The organism is Nocardia sp. NPDC049707 (assembly GCF_040674855.1).
Lineage (GTDB): Bacteria > Actinomycetota > Actinomycetes > Mycobacteriales > Mycobacteriaceae > Nocardia.
Genome location: NZ_JBFANN010000004.1, coordinates 237,334 through 256,772 on the forward strand (window position 1 = coordinate 237,334; position 19,439 = coordinate 256,772).

Sequence of the window (19,439 nt, forward strand, 5' to 3'; positions counted from 1 at the left end):
CGTGGAGTCCGACCGGAGGTCCACGGGGCCAAGCCCCGCAGCTCAGGGGGTGCGGGGGTCTTCCCCACCGGAGCCGAGCAGACCCACGCCGCGCATCGAGCCCATGGACGTTGTGGATATCGAGCGCTGTGTCGAACTCGAGCAGTTGTTGTTCCCGGAGGACGATCCGTGGCAGGCGGTGTCCTTCCGCTCGGAGCTGGCCGGGTCGCACAACCGCTATATCGTCGCGCGCGACGAGGCCGGGCGAATGGTCGGCTATGCGGGTATCGCGCTGCTCGGTGATGCCGAACATCCCGAGGCCGAGGTGCACACCATCGGCGTCGATCCGGGCTGCCATCGCCGCGGTGTCGGCACGATACTGCTGGAGGCGCTGCTCGCCGAAGCCGGAAAGCGCGGCGGGCCGGTCTTCCTCGAGGTGCGCACCGATAACGCCCCCGCCATCGCGCTCTATGCCAAGCATGGCTTCCACATCATCGGCCTGCGCAAGAACTACTACCATCCCAGCGGCGCCGACGCCTACACCATGCGCCGACCGGAACTGACCGCCGCGAACCCGGCTTGGGGCCCGCGGCCGGCCGAAACGGCACAACCGAACGAGGTGCTGTCGTGATCGTCATGGGTATCGAAAGTTCCTGCGACGAAACGGGAGTCGGCATTGTGCGCCGGCACCCCGACGGTAGCTGTGAACTGCTCGCCGACGAGGTAGCCTCCAGCGTCGAACAGCACGCCCGCTACGGCGGTGTGGTTCCGGAGATCGCCTCGCGCGCCCACCTCGAGGCCATCGTGCCCGCGATGCGCCGCGCGCTGGCCGCCGCGGGCATCAGCAAGCCCGACGCGCTCGCGGTGACCATCGGACCCGGACTGGCCGGTGCCCTGCTGGTCGGCGTCGCGGCCGCGAAAGCCTATGCGGCAGCGTGGGATGTGCCGTTCTACGCCCTGAACCATCTCGGCGGGCATGTCGCGGTGGACACCCTCGAACACGGCCCGATGCCGCCGTGCGTCGCGCTGCTGGTCTCCGGTGGGCACACGCATCTGCTGCACGTGACGGATCTTTCCGCGCCGATTGTCGAACTGGGCAGCACCGTCGACGATGCGGCGGGCGAAGCCTTCGACAAGGTCGCCCGGCTACTCGGCCTCGGCTTCCCGGGCGGACCCGCACTGGATGCGGCTGCGGCACACGGCGATCCGAAGGCCATCGCGTTTCCCCGAGGCATGACCGGCCCGCGCGACCCCCGCTACGATTTCTCCTTCTCCGGCCTCAAAACCGCCGTCGCCCGCTATGTCGAGGCGGCCCAGCGCAATGGCTTCACCGCCGACGAACTGCCTATCCCGGATATCGCGGCATCCTTCCAGGAGTCGGTCGCCGACGTACTCACCATGAAGGCAGTGCGTGCGGCCCAGGATGTCGGTGTCGAGACCCTGGTCCTCGGCGGCGGCGCCACCGCCAACTCCCGAATCCGCTCGATGGCCGAAGACCGCTGCGCTGCAGCCGGATTGCGCCTTCGCGTCCCCAAACCGCGCCTGTGCACCGACAACGGCGTCATGATCGCCGCCCTCGGCGCCCATGTCATCGCGGGCGGCGCCTCCCCCTCACCCCTGACCGTCGCCACCGACCCCGGCCTCCCAGTCTCTGTCAGCCAAGTCGGCTGACCCGCATCCACCGGGCGCCCGCGAGGGGCCTTCACCTCTCAGTCGTGCGGCCCGACCGACTGCCCGGCCTGCCCTGCACTCGACCCCGAATTCACCCTGGGCGGGAACGAAATTCGCGATTGCGCAGGCGTCGGCAACACCTGCAACGGAGTGGTCTGCGGCGCAGATGAGGCCGGACCACGGTCCGGCCCCGACGACCCCAGACCCGGTGCATTCGGATTTCCGAACAGCGGACCGAGCAACTCCGGGAACGGGATCGGCGGCAGGTTCGGATCCGGGCGCAGTGTCGGCGCGGACGGGGTTGTGGTCCCGGCGGGCGACGGGGCGGTCGTGGTGGCCGGTTGGCTTCGGTCCGGGGTGAGCGAGGGGATACCGGCGCCGGAGGGCCGGGTGGGGCTCTCCCGGTTCGGGCCGGTGGTCGAAGTGCCAGCACTAGTCGGCGGCACCACCGTCACCGACGTCGGGGGTAGTTGGCCACTGCTGGTGGTGCCCGCGGGGGAGATCTCTTCGTCCCCGGTCGGCGCGAAGGTATTCACCCCGTAGCCGATGACCAGTCCGACCACCACGATCGCACCCGCCAGGGTGCCGACGACCTTGGTGAAGGTACCGACCGGCGCGTCCGCGGCGCCGACCACCGGGAATACCGACGGCTGCACCGAATCCGCCACCAGCGCGGCGCCTTTCGCGATCACCGCCTCCGGATCGTCGATGGTGTGCACCGGAATGTCCAGCTCACGTTCGAGGGTGGATAGGACGGCCGGAATATTGGCCCCGCCGCCGATCACTATGACGGCCTGCGGGAATCTGGGCGCCCGCGCGAAGACCGCGGCGGCGAAGAAGGCGGTCTCGCGCAGCAGATCCGAGATCAGTTCCTCGAAGTCGGCCCTGGTCAGCTTGAGCGGCTGCCCCGCGACATGGTCGATGGTTACGGCGGGCGCGATCGACAGGTGTTCCTTGGCGGCGCGGCCGCGGTTGGTCAGCATGCCCCGGTTGGGTCGGGTGCCGCGCCGCGCGTAGTGCAGATCGACGAGGTGGTGATAGATCAGCTCATCGATCGCGTTGCCGCTGATCGCCGCGGTGCGCTCGGTGCGCAGGATGGTGGAGTCGGCCTGATCGGCGACGGTGACGCTGAGACCGGTTGCGCCGAGATCGACGATGGCGACCGTGTCGTAGCGGTCTGCGAGTCCGGTGTGCCGCAAATACATCAGTGCCGCAGTACCTTCCGGCACCAGCCGCAGATCGCGCTGTTTGCCGGTGGCCGACCGGATCACCTGCGCCTGCTCGTTACTGCGGTAGGCGACCGCGACGCTCGTGGGCCGGCGACCGGCGGCGGAATCGACACCGATCGATGTCGCACCGGCGAAGCGCGCACCGACCGGATGCGTCGGAAAGGCCACGTCATAGGAGACCTGCGCGGTCGGGAGCTGGGTGGTCATCAGTTCGATCGAGGACGCGACGAGATCGCCGAGATCGGAGTGGGCCGCGTCCGCGGAAACCACCCGATAGTCGAAACTCTGCGTGCCGTTGGACGCGGTCGCGACCAGTGCCGAGCACACGACCTCGTTACCGGCCGATATGCCGAGGGATGTTCGCATGTCACCTCCCTTCGAGCGGATGGTCATGGTGTCGCCGACCATCTCGAATGAACAGCCGGATTGCTCGCGTGGATGGCGAGCGATCCGGACGCGGGACCGGGCCGACCCGTTGTCCGGATGGGTTGCTGGGACGGCCATGGATCACGTGTGGTCTTGCCCTCTGGTGAAGCTTCTTGTGGAAACGCTGGTGTTGTGACGCTGGTTCGAACTCGGTACTGACGCTGATCTTGCTCTTGCGGAGCGGGTATTGCTCTGTGGCGCTGGGTGTTTCGTGGCGCTCGGTGCTCCCCCACGACGCCGGTTCGGGCCGAACACGGCGAGCGGAGCACGACCGTCGTCAATACTGTCACAATCCGTTATCCGAACGTTACAGATTTGCTGAAGTCTTGGGAAGCCCTCAGGCGCTGTGGCGTGGCGCGTCGCACGCGTGTCGGAAAACGACACGACGTGCCCGGACCAACGGTTTTGGCACAGTCCAACCTTGAGCGCTGGCACTCTCATGTATAGAGTGCTAGTCGGCACTGTGTGATGTGCGTGTGCCAGTTCGACTACTGAGCAAGGGTCCCGGCACCCGCGACGACGGGGCTGATGCGCAGGGTCGAGTTCGAGTGACCGCCGGCGACTGCTTGCGGGTCGCTCGATACAACACCGATACCGATGGTCCGGGACAACAGTTCCGGACGACCGTAAATCCCCTGAAAGTGGAGGGCTCAACGTGGCGAGCGTGAACATCAAGCCGCTCGAGGACAAGATCCTCGTCCAGGCCAACGAGGCCGAGACGACGACGGCCTCCGGCCTGGTCATCCCCGACACGGCGAAGGAGAAGCCGCAGGAGGGCACCGTCATCGCCGTCGGCGACGGACGCGTCACCGACAAGGGTGACCGCATCCCGGTCGACGTCAAGGAAGGCGACGTCGTCATCTACAGCAAGTACGGCGGCACCGAGATCAAGTACCAGGGCGAGGAGTACCTCATCCTGTCGGCGCGCGACATCCTGGCCGTCGTCACCAAGTAGCCGATAGGCACATGCGTTCCGCCCCGGTGTCTTTCGCGACCCGGGGCGGAGTGCGTTCGGCCCAGAACACACAGGAGCTGACAAACACATGGCAAAGCAGATCGAGTTCGACGAGAACGCTCGTCGTGCTCTCGAGCGCGGTGTCGACAAGCTCGCCGATGCGGTGAAGGTCACCCTCGGGCCGCGTGGTCGCCACGTCGTGCTCGCGAAGGCATTCGGCGGCCCGACGGTGACCAACGACGGTGTCACCATCGCGCGTGATATCGACCTCGAGGATCCGTTCGAGAACCTCGGCGCGCAGCTGGTCAAGAGCGTTGCGACCAAGACCAACGATGTCGCGGGTGACGGCACCACCACCGCCACCGTGCTGGCCCAGGCGCTGGTCCGCGCAGGCCTGAAAAACGTTGCCGCGGGCGCGAATCCGATCGCGGTCGGTTCGGGCATCGCCAAGGCTGCCGACGCGGTCTCCGAGGCGCTGCTCGCGCTGGCCACCCCGGTCTCCGGTGAGCAGGCCATCGCGCAGGTCGCCACCGTCTCCTCGCGTGACGAGGAGATCGGCGCGATGGTCGGCAAGGCGCTGACCACCGTCGGCAAGGACGGCGTCGTCACCGTCGAGGAGTCCTCGACGCTGCAGACCGAACTTGTCGTCACCGAGGGCGTGCAGTTCGACAAGGGTTACCTCTCGCCCTACTTCGTCACCGATGCCGACAGCCAGCAGGCCATCCTCGAGGATGCCTACATCCTGCTGAACCGGGAGAAGATCAGCTCGCTGCCCGATCTGCTCCCGCTGCTGGAGAAGATCGCCGAATCCGGCAAGCCGGTGCTGATCATCGCCGAGGACGTCGAGGGCGAGGCGCTGTCCACTCTGGTGGTCAACTCGATCCGCAAGACCCTCAAGGCCGTTGCGGTGAAGGCCCCGTTCTTCGGTGACCGGCGCAAGGCGTTTCTCGACGATCTCGCCGTCGTTACCGCGGGCACCGTGGTCAACCCGGATCTGGGCATCGCGCTGCGCGAGGCGGGCATCGAGGTGCTCGGCAAGGCGCGTCGCGTGGTCGTCACCAAGGACGACACCACGATCATCGACGGTGCCGGCACCGCCGAGGACATCGCGACCCGCGGCGCGCAGCTGCGGCGCGAGATCGAGGCCACCGATTCCGATTGGGATCGGGAGAAGCTCGAGGAGCGCCTGGCCAAGCTGGCCGGTGGCGTCGCGGTGATCAAGGTCGGCGCGGCCACCGAGACCGCGCTCAAGGAGCGCAAGTACCGGGTCGAGGACGCGGTGAGTGCGGCCAAGGCCGCCGTCGACGAGGGCATCGTGCCCGGCGGTGGCACCGCGCTGGTGCACGCCGCCGCCAAGCTCGTCGAACTGCGCGACTCGCTCTCCGGCGATGAGGCCATCGGCGTCGATGCGGTGCGTACCGCACTGCGTGCGCCGCTGTACTGGATCGCCACCAATGCGGGTGTGGACGGTTCCGTGGTGGTCAGCAAGGTCGCCGATGGCAAGGAGGGCTTCAATGCCGCCACCCTCGCCTATGGTGATCTGCTCACCGACGGTGTCGTGGACCCGGTGAAGGTGACCCGTTCCGCAGTCGTGAACGCGGCGTCGGTGGCCCGGATGATCCTCACCACCGAGAGCGCCGTGGTCGACAAGCCTGCCGAAGAGGAGCACGACCACAGCCACCACGGTCACGCGCACTGAGCGTAGGCCGCACGGCAATGGCCCCCGGGATCGCACGTCGTCCCGGGGGCCTTCGTTTATGAACAATATGAACGCAAAGGCCGGATAATAAGTCGAAAAATATCAATCGCGGCTCCCCTGCCACCCCGAACCCTGTGCCGATCGGTAGGTGCCGCCGAGAGTTTCGCTATGGACCGGCGGACTGTCGCCAGCCGGGTTCTGGGCGTACCCGACGAGTTACCCTGTGCCGGCGAAATCAGTTGTTTCGTGGGCAGTGGTGACGTAGATCGGCCGTCTGTACAGAGATTTACGAGGCGACGGGTGGCTGCTCAGCGGCGATGGCGGCGAGCAATCTGGCACGCAGGGCGGCGGGCGGCTGGGCCGCCATCGCCTCCGCGAACGCGGCGAGGACTTCCTTCGTCTGCTTGACTTCGGTCATGAATTCCGCGCGTAGTGCGGGGTCCTCGCCGTCGAGCACTTCCTGTACCGCATTGTGTTCTTCGTCGTCGATCGATCCGAGCGCGACGGCGTGCGCGAGATCGATCCGAGCTTCGTTCATCTCACGTCACCCCCAAACTTTTCTTCAGTCGTGTCAATCCGTCCCGTATCCGGGACTTAACGGTCGGTAGCCCCACGCCGAGGAAGTCGGCGACTTCCGCGTAGGTTCGCCCGCCGTAGTAGGCGAGCGAGATGGCTTCCCGCTGAGTCTGTGTCAATGTCCCCAGACCCTGCTGGACGGCCCGTTGCTCGAACCTGCGCTCTACCTCTTCGGTGACCTCATCGAATTCATTACCGAGAACCCTTATCCCGTAAGCGACTTCGCGCAGGGTGTGGGCCTGTTCGGTGCGGACCCGGTCGACGGCCCGCCGATGTGCGAGGGTCATCAACCATGTCACCGCGGATCCTTTGGCCGCGTCGAAACTGGATGCGGTCCGCCAGATCTGGAGATACACCTCCTGGGTGGTCTCCTCCGCGTAGCCGGGGTCGTGCAGGACGCGTAGCACCAGACCGAATACGCGCGCGCACGTTCGGTCGTACAGCTCGGCGAATGCCTCCTGGTCGGACCGGCCGCAACGTTCGAGAAGTGCGGCGAGTTCGATACTTTCGGCGGCGCGTGCCGTTACCGCAGATTCCACCCCGTTCGAAGCGACGGTAGGTGGGATGGCTTCTCTTCGGAACGAGTCGCCCTCTGCGGCCGGCGGCCGCGTTGTCACAACGCTCCATTCTGTGTCATCGGTCACTACCGTAGCTGGCTGCTATCACACCCTGTGCAGTGGGGTATCAGTGAACCTTGTGTGGACTAGCAACTACCCGGTAAACCTCGACGCGCAGGCGGTTCTGGCGGGGGACACGCCGTGACACGCCGATGGTTTTCGCGAAACGCCGTATGTGCAATCGACTCCGGCTTGTGGCCGCCGCCGCGTGTTTGCTAGGCATTCGGCGCGCCGCGCCACCTGGATGGGAAGAAGTTGGTTTCACACGGCCATGCGACGCCGGTTGCGCCGGGCGTGCATCTCGCGCTCGGTTTCCGACATACCGCCCCAGATGCCATAGGGCTCGCTGACTTTGAGCGCGTGGCTGCGGCACTGCATGAGCACCGGGCAGGCCCGGCAGATCTCCTTGGCGCGCATCTCGCGCGCGGTACGGGCGCGGCCGCGTTCACCGTCCGGGTGGAAAAACACCGCGGAATCCTGGCCTCGGCAGGATCCCCGCATCTGCCAGTCCCAGACGTCCGCGTTCGGTCCGGGGAGGTGGGTCGGCATGGGCATTGGTGAACTCCTCGTGGTGCGAGCTCGTCAGTGTTGTCGAGCAGTTGTTCTGCAACAGTTGTGGCCACGGCGCTGGGTCGGCGACGTGCCAGGGGCTCGCCTATTGCGGTCGCTGCAATTTCGCGCGGCACCGACCGTGGCGATGAGCTACGTTAGGTCCAGCCGCGAAATTCCGTCAATAGTTCGACGCGGCAGTTTCCTAAATCTTAAGCTGCGAAATTTAACCTCGAAGCTGTTTACTTTTTTGGACCAGTCCGGTAAATATGATCGGTTGACCGGAGTCCGGTTTGTCTTCGCATGGCGCCAGTATTCCGCATTCCCGCAGGTGGGAAAGGGTCGATGCTCGCCTCCCCGTGTGGTAGCGAGTACGCCGCGGCATGGGCCCTGTCACATCGTCGATGTGCGGGTTCGATGTCCGGTCGATCGGAGATGGCGGAAACGGGACGCTGAGGTTAATGGCGTGAAACGCGTGTGAATTCCGGTTGCACACGCTATGTGATTGCCGGTAGTACTTTTACCTGATGGAAACCTGGCGACGGCGATGAAATCGCTCAATATTAGCCGGAAGTACTTGGCAGACGGTTTCTCGCGGCGCGGGCGCCCGCACCGCTTGGGATAGAGTTCGCCCGTGCTCGTGCCTGCTTCCCCTACATATATCGCGTCGGCCATGCTTGTCGACGCGGCTTTCGGTGCCTGCCCCGGCCGTGTCGCTACCGAGTTGCCAGCCGCCGCGAATCCGCTCGATTCCTGGTATCGGGCGGTGATCCTCGGTGGTCAGGGCTGCTATGCCGCGGCACGGGAAGAGTTGCGGGTATTGCGCGCGCGAACCACCGATCCGGTGTTGCTGTCGCTGGCCGCGAGTACTGAAGGCTCGTTTCTACGTCAGCTCGGCTGGCATGCCCGTGCTGCCGGATACGACGGTCGCGCGGCCGCGTTGATCCTGCCGACGGCGGCCACAGTCGGGCCCGATCGGGTGGACGCGATCTGTGATGCGCTGACCGGTCTCGCGGCCGACGCGCTCGGTACCGGCCGCCTGGCGCTGGCCACCCGTCTGCTCCGCCGCAGTCATGACGCGATGACCCAGGCGGACTCCCCGCACGGCTGGCGAACGCTGATCCGCTGGCATTGGGTCTGCGCGGAGACCGCACTCGCTTCCGGTGCCGCCGACACCGCCGCCCCCCATGTCGCGACGGCCCTCGCACTGGCCGAGGACGGCCCCTCGGTCCGGCACCGGGTCAAGTCCCGGCTCTTGGTGGCCGCGACCGCCGCGGCGGCCGGTGATATCGACCACGCGCGCGCGCTCGCCGAAGAGGTCGCCGAGCAGTGTCGCGAGTACGGATTGCTCCCATTGCGTTGGGCCAGTTCGATGTTGCGCGCCGGAGTGTCCGTCGGCGCGGGCGCCGGCGCGGCCGCTACCGATGCGCAGAGATGCGCGGAGACTATCTGCCGTCGTGGCGGGCGCTTTCGTCCCATGAGTGATTCCCAAGTCTGATCAAGAGACCACCGTGTTGCCCGTATCCACGGGCTGTATCGCTATTGTTAGATCCGTTCCGCCCCTTCGGCGGAAGCACTGGTCATCTCCGCCGGTGCCACTTGTAACGCCAGGAAATTCTCTGACGATGACGAACACGGGCGAAGAGTTGGACCTCGCCGTCGCTGCCGCTGCGCAGGGCGACAGATCCGCTTTAGCCCAGGTACTCGAAATGGTCCGCCCGTTGGTGGTGCGCTATTGCCGCGCGCGGATCGGCGCCGCGGAGCGTGGACAGCTCTCTGCGGACGACGTTGCGCAGGAGGTATGTCTGGCCGTGATGACAGCTCTGCCCCGGTATCAGGACCAGGGCAGGCCCTTCATGGCCTTCGTATACGGAATCGCTTCGCACAAGGTTGCCGACGCTCATCGCAACGCCGCCCGTAACAAGGCGGAGGCAATGGCCGAAGTACCAGATGTCATATCCACCGACCAGGGGCCGGAACAGCGCGCTCTGGAATCCGAAACGAGCAGGCAGATGAATAGCCTGCTCGCGACGCTTCCGGAGAAGCATCGCGAGATTCTGATCATGCGTTTGGTCATGGGTTTGTCAGCAGAAGAAACCGCAGTCGCCGTGGGCAGTACGGCGGGTGCGGTACGCGTCGCCCAACACCGGGCGCTCGCGAAACTGAAGTCACAAGTGGCGAGGGCAGGTGAAATGTATGGCTAGGGATGGCGAGCGCGGTCGGGGCGACTGGAAGGCGCGACGTGGATCGCGAAATAGCGGTCCCTACGCCGGGAGTGGTGACACTGGTCCGGTGGACATCGCGGCGGTGCGCAAAGACGATGCGCTGATTGATGCCATTGCTAGTAACGGACCGGTGCAGACCGACAGCGCGGAAGAGTTTCAGCTCGCGGCGCTGCTGGCGGATTGGCGAGCGGAGCTGATTTCTCCGCCGCTGCCTGCTGAACCGAACCTCGATGAGATCGTTGCCGCGGTCAATCAGGAGATCGGTGCCCGGCAGGTCCGCGTCGGTGCACAGTCCGGTCGGCGACTACGGCTTGTCAGTCCGATTCTCGGGACGGCTGCCGCGCTGGCTCTGGTCATCGGTGGTCTGTCGGCGTTCTCCTATGGCGCCGCTCCGGGTGATCCGCTCTGGCGGGTCAAGGAAGTCGTGTTCAGCGAGCAAGCGCAGTCGACCGTGGTGCAGCGTGCCGACAGCGATCTGGCCACCGCGAAAGTGGCACTCGCTCAGGACAATCCGACGCAGGCCAGAGAAAAGCTGGAGGGCGCCAAGGCAAATGCCGAGCTGATCGACGATCCGGTCAAGCGGGACAAGCGAATCAACGAACTCAACGCCTTGATTGCGGAGTTGAACAAGGTCGCTCCGGAGATCGGGAAGTTGCTTGTGCCGAGTACGGCACCGACGACATCCAACCCGGCGGCAACCGATGGCACCAACCCGACGACCACCAAGCCGTCGGGCAGTACTGGTTCGACCTCCGTCATGGCGCCGCCGGTCGATACGACGGCACCGAATACACCGGGTAAGTCGACATCGCCGACAACCCAGCCGCCGGTGACCACTCCAGAACAGCCGACCCAGCCCAGTCATCCGAACCAGGGGCCGCCGAGCACCGTGGTGGGAACCCAACCCACAGGGGTCGTGCCGAGCGTGGACAGTAGCCCGCCCGCGCAACCCCCGACCCATCAGCAGCCGCCGACCTTCGTGATTCCCACTGTTTTGCCATCATTGCCGTCTTTGCCGGGGTTGCCCGGATCGAGCCCGACCCCTTAATCGGAGTCGATCCTCCGATAGCGCTTTGGTTCGTCGAAGCGCTCGATGCAGCAGAAGCGCTGTGGCGGATATATATCCGCCACAGCCGCGCGTGTCGTGAGTGCGTGGACATCCGAATCATCGTGCATGAACCGATCGCCGACCGGCGGTCGGCTTTTGTCTGTCAGCTATTTCACATCACATCCGCGCGTCAGCGCGCTGTGTGAGCGCGCGATGTCAGCTGTCGAACCCATCGAATCCGTCGCCGTGGAAGGCCTCGTTCATCGAGGCGTCTGCGTATCCCCGGCAGTAATCCCAGGTGACATACGCTTCCGGCATCGGGTCGTAGGCGGGCTCATGCGGGCGCACCGTGCCGTCGACCAGCAGTTGAAGCAGGTTGGCGCGCAGCATATCCCAGTCGTGGTAGTGGTCCTGTCTGCAGTCTTCGCAGCTGACCACGAGTCCTCGGATGCCACGGTGCGCTAGTAGTGCCTCGTAAACCGCAAGGTCGGCGAGGTCCTCCTCGACCGCAAGGCGCTCGTGGGGATCCAGCGGTTCACCGGGCTCGATGGCATCGAGCGCGGCGGACGGGTCGGAGGGGTCTCCGGCGAACGGATCCGGCGGCAAGCCAGGTGGTAGATGGTCACGCACACCCCCACGGTACGCAGAACAGGGTGCTCTTCGCCAGCTATGCGGCGCGCCAGTTTCGGCGGTGGGCACGGTTTCGCGACCGACCGCGGCGGGCGAACCAGGGACATGGCGGGTATCGCGCACAGCGGACTCGAGTGTTGTCGAGGCGCTGTCGGGCGCGAGTTTGCGGGACAGATACCATGGGTGACAGGCCCGGCCAGTATCCGACTGCGCTGGCGGAGCCGCAACCGTCCATCCCAACAGCTTCCACGACGCCGGTCCTCCCGGCGTTCGTTGCTTTCGACGTCCAGGAGGGGTCGATCCGAATGAGTAATCCCGTATCGGGCGAACGAATCGCGGTCCGCCCTCCTACGGGTGGTGACGATCCGAACAAGATCGCCATGCTCGGCCTCACGTTCGACGATGTGCTGCTGCTACCGGCCGCTTCGGATCTCATCCCGAGCTCGGTGGAAACCTCCAGCCAGCTGACCCGCGAGATCCGATTGCGCACCCCGCTCTGCAGTTCCGCGATGGACACCGTGACCGAGGCGCGCATGGCCATCTCCATGGCGCGCGCGGGCGGTATGGGTGTATTGCACCGCAATCTCGCCGCCGCCGATCAGGCTGCGCAGGTCGAGACCGTCAAGCGGTCCGAGGCGGGCATGGTCACCGATCCGGTGACCTGTCGCCCCACCGACACCCTCGCCGAGGTCGACGCGATGTGCGCCCGCTTCCGCATTTCCGGCCTGCCGGTGGTGGATGAGACCGGCGCGCTTGTGGGCATTATCACCAACCGCGATATGCGCTTCGAGGTGGATCAGAACCGGCGGGTCGCCGATGTGATGACCAAGGCGCCGTTGATCACCGCGCAGGAGGGCGTCACCGCCGAGGCCGCGCTCGGTCTGCTGCGCCGCCACAAGATCGAAAAGCTGCCGATCGTCGACGGTGACGGCCGCCTGCGCGGACTCATCACCGTCAAGGACTTCGTCAAGACCGATCAGTACCCGAACGCCACCAAGGACCGCGACGGCCGCCTGCTCGTCGGCGCCGCGATCGGTGTCGGCGAGGACTCCTGGTCGCGCGCGATGACCTTGGCCGACGCCGGGGTGGATGTGCTCGTCGTCGATACCGCACACGGGCATCAGGCCGGGGTGCTGCAGATGGTTACCAAGGTCAAGGCCGAAGTCGGCGATCGCATCCAGATCGTCGGCGGCAATGTGGCCACCAGAGCCGGTGCGGCCGCGCTGGTCGAGGCGGGCGCGGATGCGGTGAAGGTCGGTGTCGGTCCCGGCTCCATCTGCACCACCCGCGTGGTCGCCGGTGTCGGCGCGCCCCAGATCACCGCGATCCTCGAGGCTGTCGCCGCGTGCAAGCCGCACGGCGTTCCGGTGATCGCCGACGGTGGCATCCAGTTCTCCGGTGATATCGCCAAGGCCATCGCCGCAGGCGCGTCCACCGTGATGCTCGGTTCGCTGCTGGCCGGTACCGCCGAGTCGCCGGGTGAGCTGATCCTGGTGGGCGGCAAGCAGTTCAAGAGCTACCGCGGCATGGGTTCGCTCGGTGCCATGCAGGGCCGCGGCCAGGCCAAGTCCTACTCCAAGGATCGTTACTTCCAGGACGATGTGCTCGCCGAGGACAAGCTGGTGCCCGAGGGCATCGAGGGTCGGGTGCCGTTCCGCGGGCCGGTCAACCAGGTGATCCATCAGCTCGTCGGCGGGCTGCGGGCGGCCATGGGCTACACCGGGTCGCAGTCCATCGCGCATCTGCAGGAGGCACAGTTCGTGCAGATCACCGCGGCGGGACTCAAGGAGAGCCATCCGCACGACATCACGATGACCGTCGAGGCCCCCAACTACACTGGTCGCGGCTAGTCCGGTTGAGGTTGGTGCACGGGACCGTCCGGTCCGTGCATGATTGAGCTTGTTCGCAGGTCGTCGCGGTGAACAGCCGCGACGGTTGCGCGAAGCGAGTGGCCAGGGATAACGAGTCCCGATGGCCAGTCCCCGCTCTGTCGACCACGACGGAGCGAGTCTTACGAGCGAGGAGTTCGCGGCCCGTCTCGCATCCGCGCGAAGGCGCGGCCATCGACTCAGCCGAGTCGTCGAAGCGCATGCGGCGAAGTCGCGAGTCTCGACGGCTCGGACGCGAGACGGGCCGCGAACACGCCGTGCCGAAGGCGCGGCAATGAGACAAGGAGAACAAGCGTGCGCGACATGGTCGAGATCGGTATGGGTCGGACCGCCCGGCGTACCTATGAACTGGACGATGTCGATATCGTCCCGTCGCGGCGGACTCGTTCGTCGAAGCAGGTATCGCTGGCATGGCAGTTGGACGCCTACCGATTCGAGATCCCGTTCCTGGCGCACCCCACCGATGCGCTGGTCTCGCCGGAGTTCGCCATCGAACTCGGCCGGCTCGGCGGCCTCGGCGTCATCAATGGTGAGGGGCTGTGGGCTCGGCACGCCGACGTCGCCGCGAAGATCGACCAGTTGCTCGAACTCGTCACGAAGAGCGGCTATGAGCGCGCCGTCGGGCTGCTACAGGAACTGCATGCCGCGCCGATGCAGCCGGATCTGCTGGCGGCCGCGGTCGCGCAGGTGCGGGCCGCTGGTGTGACGGTGGCGGTGCGGGTGAGCCCGCAGAACGCGCGCGCGCTGACCCCGGCGCTGGTGCAGGCCGGTATCGACCTGCTCGTGGTGCACGGCACCATCATCTCTGCCGAACATGTCGGTGACGGTGAGCCGTTGAACCTCAAGACCTTCATTGCCGAACTGGATGTGCCGGTGGTGGCCGGTGGCGTGAGCGATCACAAGACCGCGCTGCATCTGATGCGCACCGGCGCCGCGGGCGTCATCGTCGGCTACGGCTCCTATCCGGGCGCGACGACCACCGGCGAGGTGCTCGGCATCGGGGTGCCGATGGCCACCGCCATCGCCGATGCCGCCGCCGCGCGTCGCGACTACCTGGACGAGACCGGCGGGCGCTATGTCCATGTGATCGCCGACGGTGATATCGCCACCTCGGGTCAGTTGGCCAAGGCCATCGCCTGCGGCGCCGATGCCGCCATGCTCGGGGTACCACTGGGGCTGGCCGCCGAGGCACCGGGTCGCGGCTGGTACTGGCCGTCCTCGGCCGCGCATCCATCGGTGCCGCGCGGTTCGCTGCTGCATGTGGAGGATCCGTGGGATCTGGGCGGCGAACTGTCCGGTGATATCGCCGAGACGGTGCGCCCGAACTTGGAGCGGGTGCTGTACGGCCCCTCCGACGACCCGTTCGGCTCGCTGAATCTCGTTGGCGGCCTGCGCCGCTCGATGGCCAAGGCAGGCTACTCCGACCTCAAGGAATTCCAGCGGGTCGGCCTCAGCGTTCGCGCGTGATTCAGCCGCGCTCGGCGCACCTGCGTCGGGACGGACTGCCCACGGCGGAACTGCTGGATGGCGTGATGCACCCGTTCGGAGTGGGCCATGGTGACCGCAGGGAGAACCCTGCTGTACCGATGGTTCGCTCGCTTCGCTCCCTCACTAAACTGTTCGAGTGGCAAAAACTCAGAGACCGGTCCTCGTCGTCGACTTCGGCGCACAATACGCCCAGCTGATCGCCCGGCGGGTCCGTGAATCGAGTGTGTATTCGGAGGTGGTCCCGCACACCGCCACGGTGGACGAGATCGCCGAGAAGCAGCCACTCGCGGTGATTCTGTCCGGCGGACCGTCCAGTGTGTACGCCGAGGGCGCGCCGCGGCTGGACCCGCGGCTGTTCGATCTCGGTATTCCGGTCTTCGGCATCTGCTACGGCTTCCAGGCTATGGCGCAGGCGCTCGGCGGCACCGTCGCGCATACCGGCACCCGTGAATACGGCCGCACCGAACTCAGTACCGACGGCGGTCTGCTGCACGGCGGTCTGCCCACCAAACAGCCGGTGTGGATGAGCCACGGCGATGCGGTCACCGACGCGCCCGAGGGCTTCGAGGTCACCGGAACCAGCGCGGGCGCACCGGTCGCCGCATTCGAGGATCGGGCCCGCAAGCTGGCCGGTGTGCAGTACCACCCGGAGGTGCTGCATTCGCCGCACGGGCAGCAGGTGCTCAGCCGCTTCCTGCACGATCTCGCCGGGATCCCCGCCACCTGGACCCCGGCCAATATCGCCGAATCGCTGATCACGTCGGTGCGTGAGCAGATCGGCGAGGGCCATGCGATCTGCGCGCTGTCGGGTGGTGTGGACAGCGCGGTCGCCGCCGCGTTGGTGCAGCGCGCCATCGGTGACCGGCTGACTTGCGTGTTCGTCGACCACGGCCTGTTGCGGGCGGGGGAGCGCGAGCAGGTGCAGCGGGACTTCGTCGCCGCGACCGGCGCCAAGCTGGTGACTGTCGACGCGGTGGACAAATTCCTCGGCGAGCTGAAGGGCGTCACCGATCCGGAGCAGAAGCGCAAGATCATCGGCCGGGAGTTCATCCGGTCGTTCGAGGATGCGGTCTCCGAGGTCGTCGTCGAGCAGAGCGGTGGCGGCGCCTCCGAGGTCGAGTTCCTGGTGCAGGGCACGCTCTACCCGGATGTCGTCGAATCCGGTGGCGGCAGCGGCACCGCGAATATCAAGAGCCACCACAATGTCGGCGGTCTGCCCGAGGATCTGGAGTTCGAACTCGTCGAACCACTGCGGCTGCTGTTCAAGGACGAGGTGCGCGCGGTCGGCCGCGAACTCGGGCTGCCCGAGGAAATCGTTGCCCGCCAGCCGTTCCCGGGGCCCGGCCTGGCCATCCGCATTGTCGGTGAGGTCACCGCGGACCGCCTGGACACGCTGCGGCAGGCCGATGCCGTCGCCCGCGAGGAGTTGACCGCCGCGGGACTGGACCGCCAGATCTGGCAGTGCCCGGTGGTGCTGCTCGCGGATGTGCGCAGTGTCGGCGTGCAGGGCGACGGCCGCACCTACGGTCACCCGATCGTGCTGCGCCCGGTCTCCAGCGAGGACGCCATGACCGCGGACTGGACCCGGCTGCCCTACGACGTGCTCGAGCGCATTTCCACCCGCATCACCAATGAGGTGGCCGAGGTCAACCGGGTTGTCCTCGATGTGACGAGCAAGCCGCCGGGCACCATCGAATGGGAGTGACTCCGCAATCGGGCCTGGTTTGCCGGATTTCGGGAGTACCGTCGGCCGGATAGTCCAGTTACCAGGGGGTCCGGATGGCAGCGAAGAAGCCGCTCTGCACCGTCAACGCGGTCGTCGAGGCACCGTGTGGGTTGGTGGCCGCGCTGCTCACCACGGTGAGCGCCGGCCCGGTCGGTCCGCACAACGGCTTCTTCCTCGCCCACGGACCCGATCCCGACCTGCGGCTGCGCGGTGGCCCGAATGAGTTCTGGGCCGCGATCGCCGGGAATCCCAATGGGATTCGGGTCGAGGTGGATCGGGCACAGGCAATGCTCGCGGTCGAGGGAAAGTGGTGGTTTCGCGCCGAATGTCGAGTGCTGCCGCATCCGAAGGGGGCTCGGATGACCCAGCAGGTGTTCAATATCGCGACCAGTGCGCGGTGGATGGTGCCGATGGTCGCGCGGGGTGTCGAGGGCAAGCAGCGAGGGAGTATGCAGCGGCTACTCGACCGGATCAGTGGACATTTGGGTTGCCCGGCCTATTTGGAGTAGTGGGTTCGGGGAGTACCTTTCGGGGGCGGTTGCGGCAGTCGGCGTGCCCGGTGTGCGGCCGAGGATGGGTTGCCCGAGTAGCAAGCCGCCGCCGAGGTAGCTCCGGCTCGGTGTCAGCGGCATGAAACGGCCGATCGGGATTCCCCTATGACCGTTCGGTTCGTCGTGGCTGTCGAACTGTTCCATGGGCATTGGCGTTCTGTCCTCCGGAAAGAAAAATGGCCCGTCTGCGGGACGGGCCATTCGGGTGATCAGCCGGGTCTGCGCGGGGATATGACCAGCAGGACGCCGACCACGATGGCGGCGATCACGACGCCCCAGCCGATCGAGGCCACACCGGTTGCGGTCATGGTGGCCGGGCCGATGAAGGCCCAGATGCTCACGCCGAGGGCGAGCAATCCGACGATCAGCAGGGAGACGGACGGTCTCCGCTTGGTGACGTTGTCTTCGGTGGGGTCAGCCACGGCGCACCTCCGCATTGCCGGTCCGGACATGGACTTTCAGATCGAGCATCGGCGCGCCGTCGGCATGCGGGCCGGTAATACCGGTGGGGCAGTTGACCTCTCCCATATTGACCGAGCAATCGGTGTGCACCGCCATCCCCTCGGGCAATAGGATCTTGGCCTCGCCGACCCGGACCGCGACCTCGACGGTTCGGTTTTCGGTCAGCTTCAGCGACCGCAGATCCAATGTGCCTGTCCCCATGGTCAATTCGTACTTCGGGGCCAGGTCGGTCATCGAGGTCGGCGCCCAGATGCGATCGCCGACGGTGGCGCTGTCGAATTCGATCGGGCCGATCATCGAGGCCAGCACCACGAATCCGGCGAGCGGTGCGGTCAGCACCAGCAGGCCGTAGCCGCGACGGAGAAACGCGCCGATCACCAGACCCATGCCGATCACCGCCAGCGCCACCGCGCCGATGCGGCCGGGTGTCATCCACTCGTTGCCGGAGGCGGCCAGCGCACCCGCACCGGCGGCGGCCAGAATGGCCAGACCGAGCACCACCGGGGTGAGCCGGGAGCGGGGACGCTTCAGCGGAGGTGCGACGATGGTGCGGGTCGGGGTGGGTTCGGGGAGATCCCAGGCGAGCGGGGCGACGCCGAGCGGATCCCAGGAGGGTGGGGTCGGGCCGGTGAGATGTGCGGGTGCCGCCGCCGTCGTGCGGGAGGGAGGAGTGCCTGTGGCGGGGGCGGATTCAGTTCGTGAGCTGCCGCCGGTTGTCGGATCGGTGTCGCTTGCGCCGGATGGCGATATGGTGCCGCCAGCTGTCGCGGCGGACGTTGGGGCCCCGCCGGAGGGGCCGCCGGTCGCGTGCGGCGATTCGGCAGCGGTGGTTCGCGGCGTTGCCTCATTGTCCGGCGCTGTGGTCTCGACGGGAAGTGCCCTGGTACCCGCGGTGCCTTTGTCGAGCACGACGGTGTCGGTGTCTTCCTTACGAGCCAGGACCGTGTCGGCATCGGCTGGCGTCGCGTCCGCGTCGATTGACGTGCCGCCTGTTTCGATCAGTTCGGCTTTGCTGCCGGTCTTTTCGGCGTCTTGCAAAGGGACCGTGTCCAGATCTGCCTGTTGCGCCGAGGCATTCGCAACCGGTGTCTCCGGTGCGGGAGCGTCCGGAACATATGCGTCCGGCAACTTCGTGTACGGCGTGTACATGCTGGTCTCCGATGCGTAGAAATCGCCCGGCATCGTGCGCGGCGGGAATACCGCTCCGGGATAGCCGGTCACGGTGAGACCGCCGGTGGAGGCGCCGGGCGAACTCGTGCCCAGCGGTGGCTGCGGGTTTCGCATATACAGCATCCACCAACCGGCCAGCATCAGCGCCATGCTGATCAGGCCCGAGCCGCCCAGTCCGACGCCGATCGGTCCGGTGGTGCTGACCGCGATGGCGAGTGCCACGATCAAAACGATGGTCTTGGTGTGCGACTGCGAGCTGTGCCCCTTGCCGAACAGCGACTCCGCCGCCGAGGACTGATCGCCCGCCTCGCTGAACAGCAGCCAGGCGAGCAGGTACAGCACAATGCCCGCCCCACCGAAGATCGTCGACACCACGAGCGCGACCCGCACGAGCACCGGATCGATCCCGTAGCGCTGTCCGAATCCGGCCGCGACGCCCGCGATCGGACCTTGCCGCGGCAACCGGACGGGCCGCGTCTGCCACATCTGGTGTATTTGATCGCCGAAGCTCGTTTTTGTCATGTTTCCCATGGTGGGGTTGACCAGCAC

At 66.5% G+C, this 19,439-nt stretch carries 18 protein-coding genes; 11 read left to right on the forward strand and 7 right to left on the reverse strand.

Going from position 1 to position 19,439, the window contains the following annotated elements; translation table 11 throughout:
• Positions 1 to 103 precede the first annotated feature (103 nt).
• Positions 104 to 610: a ribosomal protein S18-alanine N-acetyltransferase gene (rimI, locus tag AB0J29_RS06960; protein ID WP_364780521.1), complete on the forward strand. Its 507-nt coding sequence runs from the start codon at positions 104 to 106 to the stop codon at positions 608 to 610.
• Positions 607 to 1,650 carry a tRNA (adenosine(37)-N6)-threonylcarbamoyltransferase complex transferase subunit TsaD gene (tsaD, locus tag AB0J29_RS06965; protein ID WP_364780524.1) on the forward strand — a complete coding sequence of 348 codons (1,044 nt, stop codon included), beginning with the start codon at positions 607 to 609 and terminating at the stop codon, positions 1,648 to 1,650. Before rimI ends, tsaD begins: the two co-directional genes overlap by 4 nt.
• Positions 1,651 to 1,688: 38 nt before the next feature.
• Here tsaD and AB0J29_RS06970 read toward each other — a convergent pair whose 3' ends face one another.
• The gene (locus AB0J29_RS06970; RefSeq protein ID WP_364780527.1) at positions 1,689 to 3,245 is read right to left on the reverse strand and encodes an Hsp70 family protein; all 1,557 of its coding nucleotides are present in this window, start codon (positions 3,243 to 3,245) and stop codon (positions 1,689 to 1,691) included.
• Between the two features lie 715 nt (positions 3,246 to 3,960).
• Here AB0J29_RS06970 and groES point away from each other — a divergent pair.
• On the forward strand, positions 3,961 to 4,260 hold the full coding sequence (groES, locus tag AB0J29_RS06975) for a co-chaperone GroES (RefSeq protein ID WP_364390777.1): 300 nt from the start codon (positions 3,961 to 3,963) through the stop codon (positions 4,258 to 4,260).
• Positions 4,261 to 4,348: 88 nt separating this feature from the next.
• Complete coding sequence (gene groL, locus AB0J29_RS06980) at positions 4,349 to 5,959, forward strand: chaperonin GroEL (RefSeq protein ID WP_364780530.1); 1,611 nt, start codon at positions 4,349 to 4,351, stop codon at positions 5,957 to 5,959.
• A 286-nt stretch (positions 5,960 to 6,245) separates the two neighbouring features.
• Here groL and AB0J29_RS06985 read toward each other — a convergent pair whose 3' ends face one another.
• The 3 genes from AB0J29_RS06985 to AB0J29_RS06995 all read right to left on the reverse strand — a co-directional run bounded on the left by AB0J29_RS06985 (position 6,246) and on the right by AB0J29_RS06995 (position 7,707).
• Positions 6,246 to 6,497 carry a hypothetical protein gene (locus tag AB0J29_RS06985; protein ID WP_364780533.1) on the reverse strand — a complete coding sequence of 84 codons (252 nt, stop codon included), beginning with the start codon at positions 6,495 to 6,497 and terminating at the stop codon, positions 6,246 to 6,248.
• A 1-nt stretch (position 6,498) separates the two neighbouring features.
• Positions 6,499 to 7,074, reverse strand: coding sequence for a sigma-70 family RNA polymerase sigma factor (locus tag AB0J29_RS06990; RefSeq protein ID WP_364780536.1), 576 nt, complete (start codon positions 7,072 to 7,074; stop codon positions 6,499 to 6,501).
• A gap of 339 nt (positions 7,075 to 7,413) precedes the next feature.
• A complete protein-coding gene (locus tag AB0J29_RS06995) occupies positions 7,414 to 7,707 on the reverse strand; it encodes a WhiB family transcriptional regulator (protein ID WP_014981828.1) in 294 nt (97 codons plus the stop codon).
• Positions 7,708 to 8,335: 628 nt separating this feature from the next.
• On the opposite strand from AB0J29_RS06995, the gene AB0J29_RS07000 reads away from it, so the two are divergent.
• The 3 genes from AB0J29_RS07000 to AB0J29_RS07010 all read left to right on the forward strand — a co-directional run bounded on the left by AB0J29_RS07000 (position 8,336) and on the right by AB0J29_RS07010 (position 10,974).
• Positions 8,336 to 9,199: a hypothetical protein gene (locus AB0J29_RS07000; protein ID WP_364780539.1), complete on the forward strand. Its 864-nt coding sequence runs from the start codon at positions 8,336 to 8,338 to the stop codon at positions 9,197 to 9,199.
• 127 nt (positions 9,200 to 9,326) lie between these two features.
• Positions 9,327 to 9,905 (forward strand): sigma-70 family RNA polymerase sigma factor, encoded by a 579-nt coding sequence (locus tag AB0J29_RS07005; RefSeq protein ID WP_364507763.1) that lies wholly within the window; start codon positions 9,327 to 9,329, stop codon positions 9,903 to 9,905.
• 88 nt (positions 9,906 to 9,993) lie between these two features.
• A complete protein-coding gene (locus AB0J29_RS07010; RefSeq protein WP_364780542.1) occupies positions 9,994 to 10,974 on the forward strand; it encodes an anti-sigma-D factor RsdA in 981 nt (326 codons plus the stop codon).
• Positions 10,975 to 11,190: 216 nt separating this feature from the next.
• Here AB0J29_RS07010 and AB0J29_RS07015 read toward each other — a convergent pair whose 3' ends face one another.
• A complete protein-coding gene (locus AB0J29_RS07015) occupies positions 11,191 to 11,604 on the reverse strand; it encodes a DUF5319 domain-containing protein (protein WP_040686729.1) in 414 nt (137 codons plus the stop codon).
• 305 nt (positions 11,605 to 11,909) lie between these two features.
• Between AB0J29_RS07015 and guaB the strand changes: the two genes are divergently transcribed.
• The 4 genes from guaB to AB0J29_RS07035 all read left to right on the forward strand — a co-directional run bounded on the left by guaB (position 11,910) and on the right by AB0J29_RS07035 (position 17,216).
• Positions 11,910 to 13,454, forward strand: coding sequence for an IMP dehydrogenase (guaB, locus tag AB0J29_RS07020; RefSeq protein WP_364780545.1), 1,545 nt, complete (start codon positions 11,910 to 11,912; stop codon positions 13,452 to 13,454).
• A gap of 333 nt (positions 13,455 to 13,787) precedes the next feature.
• Positions 13,788 to 14,960 (forward strand): GuaB3 family IMP dehydrogenase-related protein, encoded by a 1,173-nt coding sequence (locus tag AB0J29_RS07025; protein ID WP_364780548.1) that lies wholly within the window; start codon positions 13,788 to 13,790, stop codon positions 14,958 to 14,960.
• 157 nt (positions 14,961 to 15,117) lie between these two features.
• The gene (gene guaA / locus AB0J29_RS07030) at positions 15,118 to 16,686 is read left to right on the forward strand and encodes a glutamine-hydrolyzing GMP synthase (RefSeq protein ID WP_364780551.1); all 1,569 of its coding nucleotides are present in this window, start codon (positions 15,118 to 15,120) and stop codon (positions 16,684 to 16,686) included.
• A gap of 74 nt (positions 16,687 to 16,760) precedes the next feature.
• Complete coding sequence (locus AB0J29_RS07035) at positions 16,761 to 17,216, forward strand: hypothetical protein (protein ID WP_364780554.1); 456 nt, start codon at positions 16,761 to 16,763, stop codon at positions 17,214 to 17,216.
• A gap of 251 nt (positions 17,217 to 17,467) precedes the next feature.
• Here AB0J29_RS07035 and AB0J29_RS07040 read toward each other — a convergent pair whose 3' ends face one another.
• Complete coding sequence (locus AB0J29_RS07040) at positions 17,468 to 17,680, reverse strand: hypothetical protein (RefSeq protein WP_364780557.1); 213 nt, start codon at positions 17,678 to 17,680, stop codon at positions 17,468 to 17,470.
• Positions 17,673 to 19,421, reverse strand: a complete 1,749-nt coding sequence (locus tag AB0J29_RS07045) for a PspC domain-containing protein (RefSeq protein WP_364780560.1) — start codon at positions 19,419 to 19,421, stop codon at positions 17,673 to 17,675. Before AB0J29_RS07045 ends, AB0J29_RS07040 begins: the two co-directional genes overlap by 8 nt.
• Positions 19,422 to 19,439 lie beyond the last annotated feature (18 nt).